Source organism: Coleofasciculus sp. FACHB-712, from assembly GCF_014695635.1.
In the GTDB taxonomy this organism is placed as follows: domain Bacteria; phylum Cyanobacteriota; class Cyanobacteriia; order Cyanobacteriales; family FACHB-T130; genus FACHB-T130.
This window is the reverse complement of record NZ_JACJOQ010000389.1, coordinates 14441-30849: the sequence shown is the minus strand read 5'-3', so window position 1 is coordinate 30849 and position 16409 is coordinate 14441. Positions and strand designations below refer to the sequence as shown.

Here is a 16409-nt window from a genome sequence, read left to right as displayed (position 1 = left end):
AAGACAATCCTGGTTGAGATAAGTTATAACAGCAGTATAATAACTGTCCAGAAAGTACATCACAGTTAGCGATTGGTTAAAGGAACAACCCGTGTAAACAAAAACGTAGTGACTTCGGCAAAGCAGAACTGCGATTGGTTGTTCAATATTTCTTAATATCTGGAAGAGAGAGCAATTATGAAACCCTTAGTGAGAAAAGTTAGCTTAGTGATGGCAGCCTTGCCTCTAGCAGGAGTCATCAGCTTAGAAAAAGCATTGGCACAACCCATCATTCCGGCTGCTGATGGCACTGGTACCCTTGTCAACGTCAATGGCGATCGCTTCGACATCACTGGCGGTAAGCTATCAAGCCAAGGTGAGAATCTCTTCCACAGCTTTAACCAATTCGATCTCCATCAAGGTGAGATTGCCAACTTCCTATCCACCCCCAGCATTCAGAATATTCTCGGTCGAGTTGTGGGTGGAGATGTCTCCGTCATTAATGGCTTAATTCAAGTCACTGGCGGCAATTCAAACTTATTTTTGATGAATCCAGCCGGAATTGTATTTGGCAACAACGCTAGTCTAAATGTGCCTGCATCTTTCACTGCCACCACCGCCAACAGTATCGGCTTTGGCAATAATTGGTTTAATGCGATTGGTAACAATAATTATGCCGCTTTAGAAGGAAATCCCAGCACTTTTGCTTTCACGGCTCCCCAACCCGGTGCCATCGTTAACGCTGGAAACTTAGCAGTAGGACAGGGGAAAAACCTCACCTTACTCGGTGGCACTATCGTTAATACCGGGCAACTTTTGGCACCAGAAGGAAATATTACTGTGGCAGCGGTTTCCGGCGGAAAATCCGTGCGGATTAGTCAACCTGGAAACCTACTCAGTTTGGAGGTCGCGACTCAGAATTTTAATCCCCAATCCCCTATCCCTAATCCTCAATCCGTACCGCAGCTGCTGACTGGCGGAAAAATTGGGAATGCGACTAAACTCACTGTTAATAGTAAAGGTCAAGTGGTACTCACGGGATCTGGCGTTGCAATCCCCACCGATACAGGGACTGCGATTGTAGCTGGCAACCTTAACGCATCCGGTCAGACTGGCGGTAAAGTGCAGGTTCTGGGTGACAAAGTAGGGCTGGTGGGTGCCAACATCAACGCTTCCGGCAGTCTTGGCGGCGGAACGGTGCTAATTGGCGGCGATTATCAAGGGAAGGGAACGGTACCGAATGCCTCTAGAACTTATGTCAGTCCAGACTCTTCGATCGATGTCGATAGCAAGAACAACGGTAATGGGGGTCGTGCGATCGTTTGGTCTGACAAGGCAACTGAATTTTACGGCAATATCAGCGCTCGTGGCGGCAAAAATTCCGGCGACGGCGGATTTGTGGAAGTTTCAGGCAAGGAAAGCTTAACTTTCAAAGGTAAGGTGGATACGCTTGCGCCACAAGGTAAGGCGGGAACCTTACTACTTGATCCACTCAATATCACGGTAACAGATCAAAGTGCGGGTCCGGGAGCGCAAGACGTTGAATTAGCCGATGGCACAATTCTTGAGGGTGATGCTCCTGCAAATTTCATCATTTCGGAAACCGAACTGGAAAATGCCTCCGCCTCTGGCAATGTGATTTTGCAAGCGACTAACAACATCACTATCAACGATCTTACAAGTGACGGAACTCTGAACTTCGGCGGCGGGCCTGCTACGTCAATCACTTTTACGGCAGACGCTGATGGTGATAAGGTTGGTTCTTTTGTGATGCAAAATACGGCGAACACCATCCGAACCAATGGAAGAGATATAACAATTTCCGGAGCAAGTATCACTGTTGGAAATATTAAGATCGATCCTCCTCCTGGTTTTGGTCCGTTCGGGAAGATTCAACTCACCAGTAGCAACGGCGCGATCGCTACCGGCAATCTAGACACCTCTAACTTATACGCGAACAGTGGAAGTATCATCCTGGATGCCACTAATGGAAACATTCTTACAGGTGATATTACTTCCTCTAATAATAATAATGATGGTGGTCTGGTGAGTTTAACTACTAACACCGGCACAATTACAGTTAATGGCGATATCAATTCCTCCTCCACCTCTTATTTTCAATCTACAGGCGGCGCAGTCACTTTAGAAGCTGGCAGTAACATCACTACAGGCACAATTAATTCTTTTGCAGAAGCTGACATATTTTTCCTTGGAGATAATCCAGGAGCTACAGGGGGTGACGTCAAGATAACATCTGGAGGCAATCTTAAAACAGATGCCATTAATTCCTCTGCTGTTGTTAGCCAAACAAGTGGTGGTGCCACTTTATTCGATGCGATAGGCGGCTCAGTTACCTTAGATGCCCAAGGTAGTATTCAAACCGGCGATATTGATTCCTCTGCTACTGACCCCATCGTTGCTACAGGGGGTGCGGTCAACTTCACAGCTAAGGACGATATAATCACCGGCAACATTAATTCCTCTGCTACTGTTAATCCCCCCCCTCCCGATCCAGATTTTCCCGATCTGGTTACTAATGCATTAGGTGGGTTAGTTAGCTTAACAACAGATGACAATATTACCTTTAATACGATAAATACCCAAGCTAAAGAACAAGTAGATGGAATCGATGGCTCACTCAGCGGTGGTAATGTCACAATATCTTCCCTAGGAGTTGTTAAGGGACTGAATATAATTGGCGGCACTTCAGCAACCATCCTCACCAGTGGAGTGACCCAAGGAGGCTCTGTTATCATCCAACATGATGGGGGGCAAGATAACTTTCAATTTATCGTCGGCGATGCGACTAACAACGGTACGGAAGGAGCGATTGATACGGGTGGAAGTAGTGGGAATGGGGAGCTGATTTCTCCTGCACAAACCATTCCATCTATCGATACTCTGATTCCCAATAACAATACCTTCGAGGTGGGCAATCCTAGTGTTGATGGTATTCAGATAACTTTTATCAACCAAGCACCGACTTTGACCGCAAATACTCTGCTAACGGCTACTCAACAAAATCAGTCGATTACATTCACCGTTGCGAGTTTAAATCCATCTATAACCGATGCAAATAGCGATTTTACCTCAATACGCATTGATGCCATTAATGGGGGAACGCTGACCAAACAAGATGGTACCGTCATCGTACCGGGAACCATTTTGTCGTTGAGCGATGTTTTAGTTTACACACCGCCTACGGGTGCGACTGGTTTGCTCAATGCCTTTACAATTAGTGCGAGCGATCGCGTTTCCTTCTCCGCCCCGCAACAGCTCACCATCAATGTAGCTGAGCCAATCCCCACACCAATTCCCACGCCAATTCCCACGCCAATCCCCACACCAATTCCCACGCCAATCCCCACACCAATTCCTACGCCAATTCCTACGCCAATCCCCACACCAATTCCTACGCCAACGCCACTTTCCAGCGAATTATCACCACCGCAGGAGACGCCGCTGACACGAATACCGGCAACGAGAAATCTTGCCTCAGTCGAAATCGATCCAGTTGTTGCTCAAATCGACCAAGAGTTTACAAGGCAATTCCAGCAATATTTGGGACTCGCTCCCGATCTTCCCTTAAAAACCTTGGATGAGGCGCGTGAAATTCTTAACGAAATTGAGAAAGCAACTGGAGTGAAACCGGCACTCATTTATGTTGCTTTTGTGCCTGCAACAGTTACACCAGGAACAGCAGCAGATAAAAGTCAACTCTCTTATCCCGCGCCACAATTAGATATTCTTTGGCAATTCAACTCTCAGGGATTAGCCCTAAATCAGCTAGCTCAACTTCCAGCTCAATCGTCAAACAATCCCCTACCGCAGGATAACGACCAACTCGAACTCGTCATTGTGACAGCTAAAAAGCCACCAATTCGCAGGAGAGTCACAGGGGTAACACGCCGTCAAGTTCTCAAAGTCGCCCAGGAATTTCGCTCAGAAATCACTAAGCCGCTTAAAACAAACCGTTACCTCAATTCTTCCCAACAACTCTATAAGTGGTTGATAGCACCCGTAAAAGCTGATTTAGAAGCTAGCAAGATCGATAATTTGGTTTTCCTTATGGATACAGGGTTGCGGAGTCTTCCGGTTGCTGCCCTCCATGACGGTCAACAATTCCTAGTGGAAAAATACAGCGTCGGACTCATGCCGAGTCTCAGCCTAACCGATACTCGTTACCGGGATATTAAAAAAACCCAAGTCTTGGCAATGGGAGCAGCCAAATTTACTAACCAAAACCCCTTACCCGCCGTGCCCGTGGAATTGTCCATTATCGCCTCTTCCCTATGGTCGGGTAAATCTTTCCTCAACGATGCCTTCACTCTGAAAAATCTTAAGGCGCAGCGTCAGCAAGAACCTTTCGGAATTGTTCACCTAGGCACGCATGGGGAATTTAAGTCAGGGAACCCGAGCAATTCCTATATTCAGCTGTGGGACACCAAGCTGAGATTGGATCAGCTGCGGGAGTTAGGTTGGAATGACCCTCCTGTAGAATTGCTGGTGCTAAGTGCCTGTCGCACAGCCTTGGGAGATGAACAGGCAGAATTAGGCTTTGCCGGGTTATCAGTGCAGGCAGGCGTCAAGTCAGCCCTAGCGAGTCTCTGGTACGTCAGCGATGAAGGGACTTTGGGGTTGATGACAGAGTTCTACGAACAATTGAAAAAAGCGCCCATCAAGGCGGAGGCGGTGCGTCAGGCACAGGTGGCAATGCTCAACGGCAAAGTGCGCTTAGAGGGAGGTCAACTCCGCACCCTCAATGGCAGCTTTCCCTTGCCACCCTCAATGGCTGGACTGGGAAATAGAAGTCTTGAGCATCCTTTCTACTGGGCAGCTTTCACGTTGATTGGCAACCCTTGGTAAGAGAAGGGAGGAGAGATGACTGAGGGCTGAGAGGTGAGGACTGAGGACTGAGAGGTGAGGAAAAAAGGGCTGAGGAAAAAAGAGGTCATACCAATTCTTTTTAAAGATGCGCTTAATAAATAGATAGTGTCTTGCGTGTCAAGAGCGATCGCAAACGAGCAAAGGCAAACGCTGAAAACAGGCTGGCAAGCACTAACTAGTCCGATGCGCTCGTCAACAGCTTGCCATCGAGATGCCTCCCACAAAGTCCTCACTCCACTTCACCCGATCGCTCGCCTGCCACTGAAGCTCTATTATTCTATTATTAAGCGCATCTTTACAGAGAATTGGTACGAGATACATCGGCACGGGAATGGCAATCAAAAATCTGCTACCGAACATGAGAACCACAATATGTTCAAGCCATCTGAGAAACGCTATAGATATAGAGACATATCACTTTTTCACGTTCTTTTTCTAACCAAACCGTATTACCCCTCACCAGCTTTTACTTCAAGTAATATAAAATTATTCCTTTGATATTAAAATGTTCGTTAAGTTCCAAGGTTATCAGTTAATTTTGACGTTTATAACCATCAAAACTAACAAGAGTTAAATCTTTATTTACAAATACAATTGAAAATTTCAATACATCTACTAAAATTACCAAATCGAAATAACTGATAATATAGGTGCTGGCAATATTGGATAATTAGCTTAAAAATTAAGTTATACCTTTTAAGGGAATTATACTTAATGACCATATTGCATTTAAATTTGATATTTATGATAAGAATGAATCAAGCATTATAGTTCTAAAGATATGGAGAATACCTGTTACTTTTGCAAGCTCCGTTTGCACCTTCTCTCAAAAAAATCTCAGAAAATGGGCGGTTACTTCACGAATCAGAAACAATCCTGTAACAATGAATTCCTGGTGTTTTCTCAGATATTTAACGATTTTACACCGATAGGGGCTTGCATAAAAGCATCTGATATATTATTTTGTTCGTTCAGTCTAAGCCCTGAGCTAAGTATCTCTAGCTTCTGATTCAGTTCCTAAAATTTGGATAGAAGATAAACTTTCATTAAAGGTTATTGCTCCACTCCTTAAGTTAAACTGTACGTCATGGTTTCGGAGCAGATCGCCTAGATAATGGTGCTTAGGGAAAGAAGCAGCAGCGTGTTTTAGGAAAAGGTCTGCAAATGTAGTTTTATTGCTCGCGGCTTACTCCCTTACTCTCTCCATCCTGCCACAGGTATACATTTCAGACCTCAGGAGGATGCTTTGTAGTGACCGATTCGACGATTCTGGCGTACAGAGAGGAGTTAGGCGATACATACAGAGTAACTACTTAAGTAGATGAGTACAAAGAAACCAGAAAGATAATCACTCGTTTTTTTGACAAACGGGTGTTTCAGAGTGTGGTCTTTTTTGCAGATTTTGACCACTCAACATACCTTAATTTATAATTTGCGCGGGATTTGCTTTGAGGAAGAAAATATCATGTTTGAGAGTACGGGAATACTCATGGGAATGTACAAAACCCTATTTTGGCTCGCTCAAGTTACACCAGTCGATCCAACGGTGAATACTCCAGAAGAAGCGGCACTTGTCTTTTCAGGGCCTCAATTTTTTGTAGCGCTGATTTCTGGGATAGTGTTAGCTTTTGCGTTGCAATTATTGTTAACCAACCTCTCAGTCGCCGCCGGGATCTCTTACTTGGGTCATCAATCAGATTCAGATTCCGATCGGGATGAATCTGGAAGTTTGGGAGGGACAATTCGCAAAATAGGGACAGCAGTCGGAATTTGGACGCTGGTGACAGTCACCATTGCGTTAGCGATCGCGTGTTTCCTGGCAGTGAAACTGAGCTTGATTAGCAGTGGCGGCTTGGGTGCCATTATCGGTCTGGTAATTTGGGCAACCTACTTCTGCCTGCTATTTTGGGTAAGTTCAACGACAGTGGGATCGTTAGTGGGTTCAGTTGTTAATACTGCAACCAGCGGCTTCCAAGCAATTGTCGGCACAGCAACCGCAGCAATCGGCGCACAAGCTGTGAATAATCAAGTTGTGTCAACCGCAGAGGCAGCAGCAGCAGCCGTGCGGCGAGAACTGGGATCGGGAATCGATCCTGCCAGCATCCGCGAGACGCTGGAGGATTATTTAGGGTCCTTGCGTCCCCCTGAACTCGATATACAAAAGATTCGGGGTGAATTTGAAAGATTGCTCAACGACCCGCAACTAAAAGCGATCGCTAACACCGATAATCTTCGCAACATCGACCGCCAAACATTTGTAAATTTGGTGAGCGATCGCACAGACCTCTCGAAACGAGACATTAACCGCATCGTAGACCAACTTGAAGGCGTGTGGCGGCAAGCCGTGGGATCGCGAGAACAACAAACCGATCGGATGGGCGAACTGCTCAACTATCTCAAGTCTGCACAACCGGGTCAAGTAAAGTCAGATGATATCAACGCCAAACTCGACCAGCTGATTGCAGAGACGCGCGACTCTAAAAAAGCCGATCAAAAAGCAGCCGACGACGCAGCTCCTGGTCCAATTCAGCTAAGCGTTCAGCAGGGTTTAACGACCCTGATGGGATTAGCAATGGGACGCACAGATCTCTCAGATTTAGATGTGCAAACCATCTTAAGTTCCCTCTCGAAAGCTAAAGACAAAGTAACCGAGCAAACCGACAAACTAGCAACTCAAGCAGGAGTTAAACCAGAACTCCCCTACAGCACCATTCGAGCAGATGTAGACAACTACCTGCTCAACACGTACTCCTGGCAGATTACCCGACCAGGACTTAACCGGGAATTCAAAGAAGTCATCTACGACCCCCAAGGAGATCCGGGGACAATTCGCCGGGAATTGGAGCAACTAGACAAGTCATATTTTGCCAACCTGTTGCAACAACGGGGCGTCTTTACCCAAGACAAAATCAACGACATTTCCGATCAATTGGAAGGCATCCGGCAAGAAGTTTTGGTGACAGTGCGGGCAGCTGAAGAAGAAGAAAGGACGCAAGACCTGCGCCGCCGAGTTGAAGATTATATCCGAACAGCACCCAAGACAGAACTGAGCGCAGAAGGCGTTAACGACAATTTCAAAAAGGTGCTAGAAGACGCAGATGCCGACCATGACACCCTTGAGCGTCGTCTTGCTTTGTACGATCGCTATGCCTTGATGCAATTGCTGCGGGGACGCGAAGACATCGGCGAGACAGAAGCTGACGCGATCGCTACGAATTTAGAACAATCACGCGATCGGGTGCTGATCGAATCCCAAGCCCTCCGAGACCGAATTCAATCGGAAACCGAGGCAGTGTGGGTCAATTTAGAGTCCTATCTGCGGAACACTGGCAAAGACGAACTGAATCCTGAAGGCATCCAGCGAGATATCAAAACTCTCCTGAACGACCCGCAGGCAGGAATGTGGGCTCTTCGGTCGAGAGCTTCTCGCTTTGACCGCGATACCTTAGTTCAGCTACTGAGTCAGCGACAAGACTTGAGCGAGGACCAGGTAAATCAAATCATCGATCAGGTGCAACATTCTTGGAGCAGCGTTGTCCAAGCACCGCAAATGGTCGTAGATAAAGCCAAAGAGCAGGTAGACAAAACCAGCACGGCTCTAGCAGATTACCTGCGGAACACTGGTAAAGACGAACTGAATCCCGAAGGCATCCAGCGGGATTTGACCAGGCTGCTCTCCGATCCCAGAGAAGGTGCGACGGCACTGCGGCAACGGCTATCTCAAGTAGACCGCGATACCCTGGTGAAGCTACTGAGTCAACGGCAAGACCTAAGCGAAGAGCAAGTAAATCAGGTCATCGATCAGGTGCAGGGTACGATCAAAAACATCGTCAGAGCGCCTCGTCGCCTTGCCACCCGGACGCAGGCACAAATCCAAGATTTCCAAAGCACGCTACAAGACTACCTGCGGAATACTGGCAAAGACGAACTCAACCCAGAAGCAATTAAGCGCGATTTGCAGTTGTTGCTGCACGATCCGCGCACCGGAGTTGAGAGTCTGACCGATCGCCTATCTCACATCGACCGCGACACGATGATCTCTCTGCTGTCGCAACGGCAGGATATCTCTGAGGAAGAAGCTGCCCGAATTGTGGATCAAGTCCTCTCGGTACGCGATCAATTTGTGGAGCAAATTCGCAGCATTCAACGGCGAATTCAACAGACGATTGACGGGATTTTTGCTCAAATTCGCAACTACCTCAACTCGCTGGATCGCCCAGAACTCAACTATGACAGCATCAAGAAAGATGTTCGCAAGTTGTTTGACGATCCGCAAGCTGGGTTTGATGCCTTGCGCGATCGCCTCTCCCATTTCGATCGCAATACTCTGGTTGCCATCATGTCTTCCCGCGAGGACATCTCCGAGGAAGATGCTAACCGGCTCGTCGATCAAATTGAAGGCGCACGCAACAGCGTCCTGCAACGGGTGGATCGCCTCCAACAGGAAGCGCAACGCCGCTTAGACGAAGTGAAGTATCAAGCGCAGCGGCAGGCAGAAGAAACTCGCAAAGCTGCTGCCTCTGCCGCTTGGTGGCTGTTTGGTACGGCAACTGTGTCTGGAATCGTTTCCGCGATCGCTGGCGCTTTAGCCGTTTCCGGTCGTTAAAGTTACCGATTTTCTCCGCTAATCCATAAACGTAGGGGCAGGATTGTTTTCCTGCCCCTACTGCTTTTTTATAAGCCCAACATCCGGTTAACTTGCTCGGAAGTTAAGGGTTTAGGCGAAATTTTGGGATCGTAGTCTAGCTGTCGCAAGCGATCGCGTAGAGCTTTAAAACTCGTCGTCTCCAGCAATACCAAATTCTGATATACAGATTCTTTTGGCATTTCCACTCTTAAAATCACATCTTGTAGCTTTTCTTGTTCTATCGCGTGTAAAATTTGCTTGCAAAATAATTCACGCTTCGACACCTGAGTTAATGTCACTAAATACCAATTTCTTTGGACAGGAACATTCGGTGAATCATCTTGAGGTATGTTCTGCACGGTATAGATTTAGGGATATTGGGTGACGGCAAATTGATGGAGGGAACGCTAGGGACACGGCATGGCAGTGCCCCCACTAAGAAGAATAAACTGGCTTCAACCATTTATAAAAATGGTTTCAATTAGCTTTAGGCAATTAATAACTCATTAAAACTTTTGAAAGTCATTATTAACAAGTCAGCAACTAATTCAGCCTCCAGAAAATATTTCATAGCTTCATTCCCCACAATAGTGTAGCAGGAGTCAGGGAAAGCTTCATTTTCTTCAATATCTTGGAATAAATGAAAATAATTTTTCGTTAGCAAGATCGCGATTTTGCTTTAGATTCCAAGCTCTAGCACTGCTAAATGATTTCCAAAGAAGAAATCCCCGACTTCTCTTGAAGTCGAGGATCTGAAGGGCTAACGTCTCACAGCTCAAATGGATTGCGATTTCTACACAAGCAGATTGATTCAGTGCATTGGAAAATTACAACCGCCGCAGTAATTCTGGCAACAGCTTACCCGGAACCTTAGAAAGGGCGAGATTTTGACCTTGTAAGCCACGTTCGCGGAAAAACGCCCGGATTGTCTGCACAACATAAGACAAAGTAGATTCGTAGGCATCGGGTTGAGCGCTAAAGCCCCGCAACGCTTGTAAATGGTTGTGTAACGCTGCCTCTAGATGCTCTAACAGGGAACCCTGAGCCAAAGCGAACTGCTTATCCGTCGCCATCTGGTAGTGAGCCAGCCCCAAATTATTGTAGGTGGCAGAGGCATCAAACGTAACCGGCACTGGGGGAGTGTTTTGGCTCAGCCGATGGACAAGCGCGATCGCAGTTTCATAGGCTGTAATACACGACTGCAAATATTCCTGTCGTGCCTCCACCTTCGTTTCTATCTGGCTTGCCAAATGCCAGTAAGCCGTACCCAAATTATTCTGCGTCGCCGCGCAAGCTGCCGGGACTACATCCGGCGTCCGATATTTTAGTCCATTCAAGTAAGCGTCGATAGCAAGTTTTAAATAGGTTGCGGGTTGTTCGTACTGGGCGAGATTCCAGTAGGCGGTGCCAATGTTGTTTTGCAGCATTGCCCAGCTAAGCGACTCTTGCTCTGGATTGTAATACAACAGCGCTTCTGTATAAGATGCGATCGCTTGTTGCAAGTTTGTCACCGGCTGCTGCTGCTGTGCTAAATGCCAGTAAGCCGTACCCAAATTATTGTGCGTCGCCGCATATTTGAGCGGCTCCATCTGGGAAGGACGATAGCGCAAAGCTTCCTGATAAGCGCCAATCGAGTATTGCAAGTTCTCGGCAGCATCTCGATAACGAGCCACTTCTCCGTATGCCGCCCCCAAATTATTTTGAATCATGGCATAGGTGTGGGGCGCTTCATCGGGATTGAAGGTGGTTAAAGCGGTTTGATACGCTTGAATCCCTTGCTCCAGATAGACAAGCATCTCCTCGACTTTGCTTGGATAGCGAGCTAGCATCCAGTAGAGATTGCCCAAGTCATTAAGGGTATCCGGTACCAGCGGCGAATCTGCCTCTAGCCAACTCAATGCCTGTTCGTAAGCTTGGATGGCAACGATCAGGTTTTCTTGCGAGGTATTTGATTGTTCGAGTTCAATCAGATCGCGGTAATGATTCCCCAGCCTCAGATAAGCTTCAGCAAGTGCCTCTGGCGGACAGGATTGCTGCTGTAATTGAGCAATTTCCTGCAACGATTGCACCTGAAGCAAATTCTCAATCACCTGATGAGGGGCTTCAGATTGGGAAGGATGAATGAATGCTGATTCATCGCTCTTTTCTTCTGATTCCTGTAGGGGAGAAGCATCAGTTGGCGAACTTGTCGCCGGATGCTGAGATTCGTCTCCCGGAGGCGTCGCTTCTACCTCTTCCTTACCAGAATCATTGCCTGAAACTGGATTTTCCGAACGGGTTTCGCTATATTTCGCGAAGTCGCGGTTCAGAATGTGCCACAGATTTTCTTGAGGTACAGCCGTCTCTTGCTCAGCCGCTTGTTCGCGGGGCGCTGAGAATTGTAGAGACGGATACCACGTCTCTTCTGATACAGGCGTGGGTTCCCCTTCAAACTCAAATAAGCCGGTGTGACACCGCCAAAACTCAGGTGCCGACTGCTGAATCGCCCGGAACCAAGGGCGAGGCATCCACAGCAACAAGCTAGATTCTAAGCGCGGCAAACTGCGCTCAATTCCCCTGAGAGAGCGCAGAAATAATCCCTGTACCGTTGCTGGCTGCTTGGTTAATAGTTCCACTCCCAAAATTTGAAATCCGGGTGGGTTGTTGTCAGGGGGTGGGTGTTTGGCTAACCAGCGATTGATCTGAGCGATGGGATGCGGCTGGCTCAAGTTTAAGTTCAGGCTAACCAGTCGGGGGTAGCCTTGGAAGGAGCCAGGATTCGGCAGGAAAGACGAATGAGTGCGATTGGACTTGTTTCTTCTTCCGTCTTCCGAAATCGCCAATTCTGCGTGTAATCGGGCAGCCAGACGATTTCTCAGGGTGAGGTCGTCGCATACCGCCACAAAAATTTGGCGACGCAAACTAAGACTCAGCGCCTGTTTCAATCGCTGATAGATGATCCGGTTTCCATCGGAAATTTTTCGGTGAGCGGTATCCGTCACCGTCATGCTGGCAGGGTAGTGTCCGTTGGCTTGTGGCACCGACGTTTAGGAAGGATAAATAAGGGACTGAGGGCTGTTTGGGGGGGTTTGGAACCCGCCCATTCGGACTGGGTACTAGAAAACCAATTCAGTTAGTAGGAGAACCGAATTCAACTATGTCATTTTGTCGGTGTCATTTTGTCGGTTGGGGGGCGTGGAGGGGTGAGGTACGAAACCCAACACGGCAAATTGACTGCTGAATCAGTACCGATAAAAATTCTTGCCTATCATCTTGAATCCGACTTCTGCCTTTTTTGAGAAGTGGATACCCATTTCTTCCCATTCCAGTTGCCTGGGTCAGGATTAAACGCAGCTTTTATCTATCCGCCAAAAGGATGATTTTAGATTTCATCTTTTTGAGCGATCGCAATTTCGCATAGCCGTAGCTCTGCTGGCAATCGCTGTATCGCTCGTTACATCCTCTACCCTACAGTTCCTTTTCATCAGAAGATGTGGGAATTGCCGACGATGGAAAAAGGCTAACTTAGATCGCGATCGAGAGGCTTTTCAGAAAATATTTAAAAAGCGTCAAATTTGCCAGAGAAAGCAGAAGAAAGATTTAAATAGAAACAGACAGGTATTGGCGATAATTCAGGCTTTTCGCTCGATATTTTCCATGAATTTTAGCTATATTATTTATTATAGTGACAATTGCTCTATTATTCTGCCGCTACGAATAAACTTGAAGTTTCGTAAAGCGGTTTCAAGTGACTTGAGAGACTAGCTTCGGGAAATGGCACCTAGAAAAGCAAATAGCGTCACGATTCTCAGGGCAAGCGTCATTATCGAAATCGATAATTCGGTAATCTGGTGCATCCCGCCGATTGGGTGCTAATTTGCACTGAAAGGAATTCCAAAAAAAATAGCGATGTGCCATCGTCGGGAGCCATTAAATACCGCGTCCCTAGAGCCATTGTTAAGATAATTTATTCCTGGGAAGTCCTTTAGAATTAAAGGAAGCACAAGAAGACAGTTGATGGCGAGATTTGGCTGAATTCTGTTTGCAATTTTTTAATGGAACTATTTGACCGTACCGTGCCCACTACCATACCAGAGCTAGACCTCAAGACCTTATTTCCCTTTGAACTGGATCGGTTTCAGCAGGAAGCGATCGCTGCGTTAAATGCCGATTGCTCGGTCGTTGTGTGTGCCCCTACCGGGTCGGGAAAAACGCTGATTGGGGAATACGCCATTTACCGCGCCCTGAGTCGCGGAAAGCGGGTATTTTACACTACACCCCTGAAAGCGCTATCAAACCAGAAATTACGGGACTTCCGCGATCGCTTTGGGGCTGACCGGGTAGGGTTATTGACCGGCGATACGTCCATCAACCGGGATGCTCCAGTCTTAGTGATGACCACGGAAATTTTCCGGAATATGCTCTATGGCACCCGCATCGGCGAAGTCGGCACCTCCCTCACGGGTGTAGAAGCCGTGGTGCTAGATGAATGCCACTACATGAACGACCGACAGCGGGGCACGGTTTGGGAAGAATCCATTATTTATTGTCCCCACGAAATTCAGCTGGTCGCGCTTTCGGCAACGGTCGCCAACAGCGATCAACTCACCGACTGGTTAAATCGGGTTCATGGTCCCACCAAGCTCATCTACTCCGATTTTCGTCCCGTTCCCTTGCAGTTTCATTTCTGCAATCCCAAAGGACTGTTTCCCCTGCTTGATGACTCCCAAAAAAAAATAAATCCGCGACTCAAGCCCAAGCGCCCACAAACCAAAGAAAAAGGCAAAAAGCAAGACAGCCCAAGTTTAGTTTATGTCCTGAGCCATTTGTGGAAACGGGATATGCTGCCAGCGATTTACTTTATCTTCAGCCGCCGGGGTTGTGACAAGGCGGTGGATGAATTGCGGGAAGTGACGCTGGTAAACGAACAAGAAGCAAAAATTTTAAAACAGAAAGTTGAAACATTTTTAGCCCACAATCCAGAAGCAGCCCGTAGCGGCGGGGTTGAACCGTTGCTGCGCGGGATTTCCTCTCACCACGCCGGAATTTTACCAGCATGGAAAGGTCTGGTCGAAGAATTGTTCCAGGAGGGCTTGGTAAAAGTCGTATTTGCCACCGAAACCCTGGCTGCGGGGATTAATATGCCTGCGCGAACAACCGTGGTTTCTAGCCTTTCCAAACGCACCGACCGGGGACACCGACTGCTGACGCCCAGCGAATTTATGCAAATGTCGGGTCGTGCCGGACGTCGGGGGATGGACACCACGGGTCATGTAGTGACCTTGCAGACGCCTTTTGAAGGCTCAAAGGAAGCGGCTTATTTGGCAACCAACGGGCCTGACCCATTGGTGAGCCAGTTTACCCCCAGCTACGGCATGGTTTTGAACTTGCTGCAAACTCATAGTCTGGAAGAAGCGAGAGAGTTAGTAGAACGCAGCTTCGGGCAGTATTTGGCGACTGTGCATCTCGAACCCACTCGGAAAGCGATCGCTGACTTATCCGAGGAACTGGCAAAAATCGAAGCGGATCTGGCATCAGTAGACGATAAGAGCCTGCAACAGTATGAAAAGCTTCAGGAACGTCTTAGAGAAGAACGGCGATTACTGAAAATTTTACAAACCCAAGCCGAAGCCGAGCGATCGCGAGAAATTGCGATGGCGATCGCTTCTGTAGAACCCGGTACGCTGCTGAGTTTAAAAGGGAAACACATTCCGGTGTCTTCTCCTGTACCCGCTGTCTTAGTCACCAAAACACGCGGTTCCGGTCAATCGCCCTATCTAATTTGCTTAGGTGCAGATAACCGCTGGTATGTAGTCACTGCTGCCGATGTCGTCGCTTGCAGCCAATTACCCCGCGTGTCCAATGTTAAATCCGTACAGCCCCCGCCGGAAATGCCGATAAAACCCGGTCATTGCAAAAAGGGCACCGAATCCACAGAGGTCATTGCCCGTCAAATTGGCTGGGCTTGTCGGAACGACGCTTGCGGTCGTCCGGACGCGGATCTCGAAGAAGATACCGCCCCAGAAGTGGTCGCGCAACAGCAGCAAGTAGCCGCAGTGGAAGCGCAACTGCAAAATCACCCTGCCCATCAATGGGGCAATCCCGCTGCCCTCCTCAAGCGCCAGCAGCGCCGAGAGGGATTACTAGACCAAATTTCCCAGCTTCAGAGCTTGTTCCAAGACAGCCTGGCACGCCACTGGGAAGAATTTATGGACTTGATTGAAATTTTGCAACGCATGGGCGGGCTAGAGGGCGTGATGCCGACACCCTTAGGAGAAGCCGCTGCTGCGATTCGGGGTGACAACGAGCTGTGGATGGCTTTAGCCCTGATGTCGGGTAAACTCGACGAGTTAGATCCCCACCACTTAGCCGCTGCTTGTGCCTCCTTTGTGACCGAAACGATGCGACCGGATAGCTGGACGCACTACGATGCACCGGCTGAGATGGACGAAGCTTTGGGAGGTTTGCGGGGCTTGCGGCGCAACCTCTTCCAGCTACAGCGGCGGTATCGCGTAGCGCTACCAGTCTGGATGGAATATGACTTAACAGGTTTGGTGGAACAGTGGGCGTTAGGGGTTCAATGGGATCAACTCTGCTCTAACACCAGCTTAGATGAAGGGGATGTCGTCCGAGTATTGCGACGGACGGTGGATTTCTTATCTCAAATTCCTCATGTGCCTCACATTTCAGATTCGTTACAGCGCAATGCCTATCGGGCAATTCATCTAATTGACCGCTTTCCAGTGAACGAAGTCGTTGCTTAGAACCAGCGGTTCGCTGTCAAAAGGTCATTGTGATTTGTCCTTAGCCATTCGTCATTAGTTTGTTGCGACTAACTGAGGTCGTTGCTTAGAATGAGCGATTAGCCCTTGGCTGTTAAAAGAAGTCATTGGTGATTCGTCATGAGTCGTTAGTTTGTGGGTAATGACTGATAACT

The 16409-nt window shown here is 47.9% G+C and carries 6 protein-coding genes; 3 read left to right on the top strand and 3 right to left on the bottom strand.

Going from position 1 to position 16409, the window contains the following annotated elements; translation table 11 throughout:
• Window positions 1-177: 177 nt before the first annotated feature.
• Window positions 178-4845, top strand: a complete 4668-nt coding sequence (locus tag H6F50_RS11105; protein WP_190428740.1) for a CHAT domain-containing protein — start codon at window positions 178-180, stop codon at window positions 4843-4845.
• Here H6F50_RS11105 and H6F50_RS11100 read toward each other — a convergent pair.
• Window positions 4806-5099, bottom strand: a complete 294-nt coding sequence (locus H6F50_RS11100) for a hypothetical protein (protein WP_190428739.1) — start codon at window positions 5097-5099, stop codon at window positions 4806-4808. The two genes, H6F50_RS11105 and H6F50_RS11100, sit on opposite strands and share 40 nt — an antisense overlap.
• A 1232-nt stretch (window positions 5100-6331) precedes the next feature.
• Here H6F50_RS11100 and H6F50_RS11095 point away from each other — a divergent pair.
• The gene (locus H6F50_RS11095) at window positions 6332-9472 is read left to right on the top strand and encodes an MFS transporter (RefSeq protein ID WP_190428738.1); all 3141 of its coding nucleotides are present in this window, start codon (window positions 6332-6334) and stop codon (window positions 9470-9472) included.
• A gap of 68 nt (window positions 9473-9540) precedes the next feature.
• On the opposite strand, the gene H6F50_RS11090 is transcribed toward H6F50_RS11095, so the two are convergent.
• On the bottom strand, window positions 9541-9852 hold the full coding sequence (locus H6F50_RS11090; RefSeq protein WP_190411315.1) for a chromosome segregation ATPase: 312 nt from the start codon (window positions 9850-9852) through the stop codon (window positions 9541-9543).
• Between the two features lie 468 nt (window positions 9853-10320).
• Window positions 10321-12480: a tetratricopeptide repeat protein gene (locus H6F50_RS11085; protein WP_190428758.1), complete on the bottom strand. Its 2160-nt coding sequence runs from the start codon at window positions 12478-12480 to the stop codon at window positions 10321-10323.
• A 1047-nt stretch (window positions 12481-13527) separates the two neighbouring features.
• On the opposite strand from H6F50_RS11085, the gene H6F50_RS11080 reads away from it, so the two are divergent.
• Complete coding sequence (locus H6F50_RS11080) at window positions 13528-16236, top strand: RNA helicase (protein WP_190428737.1); 2709 nt, start codon at window positions 13528-13530, stop codon at window positions 16234-16236.
• Window positions 16237-16409: the final 173 nt, after the last annotated feature.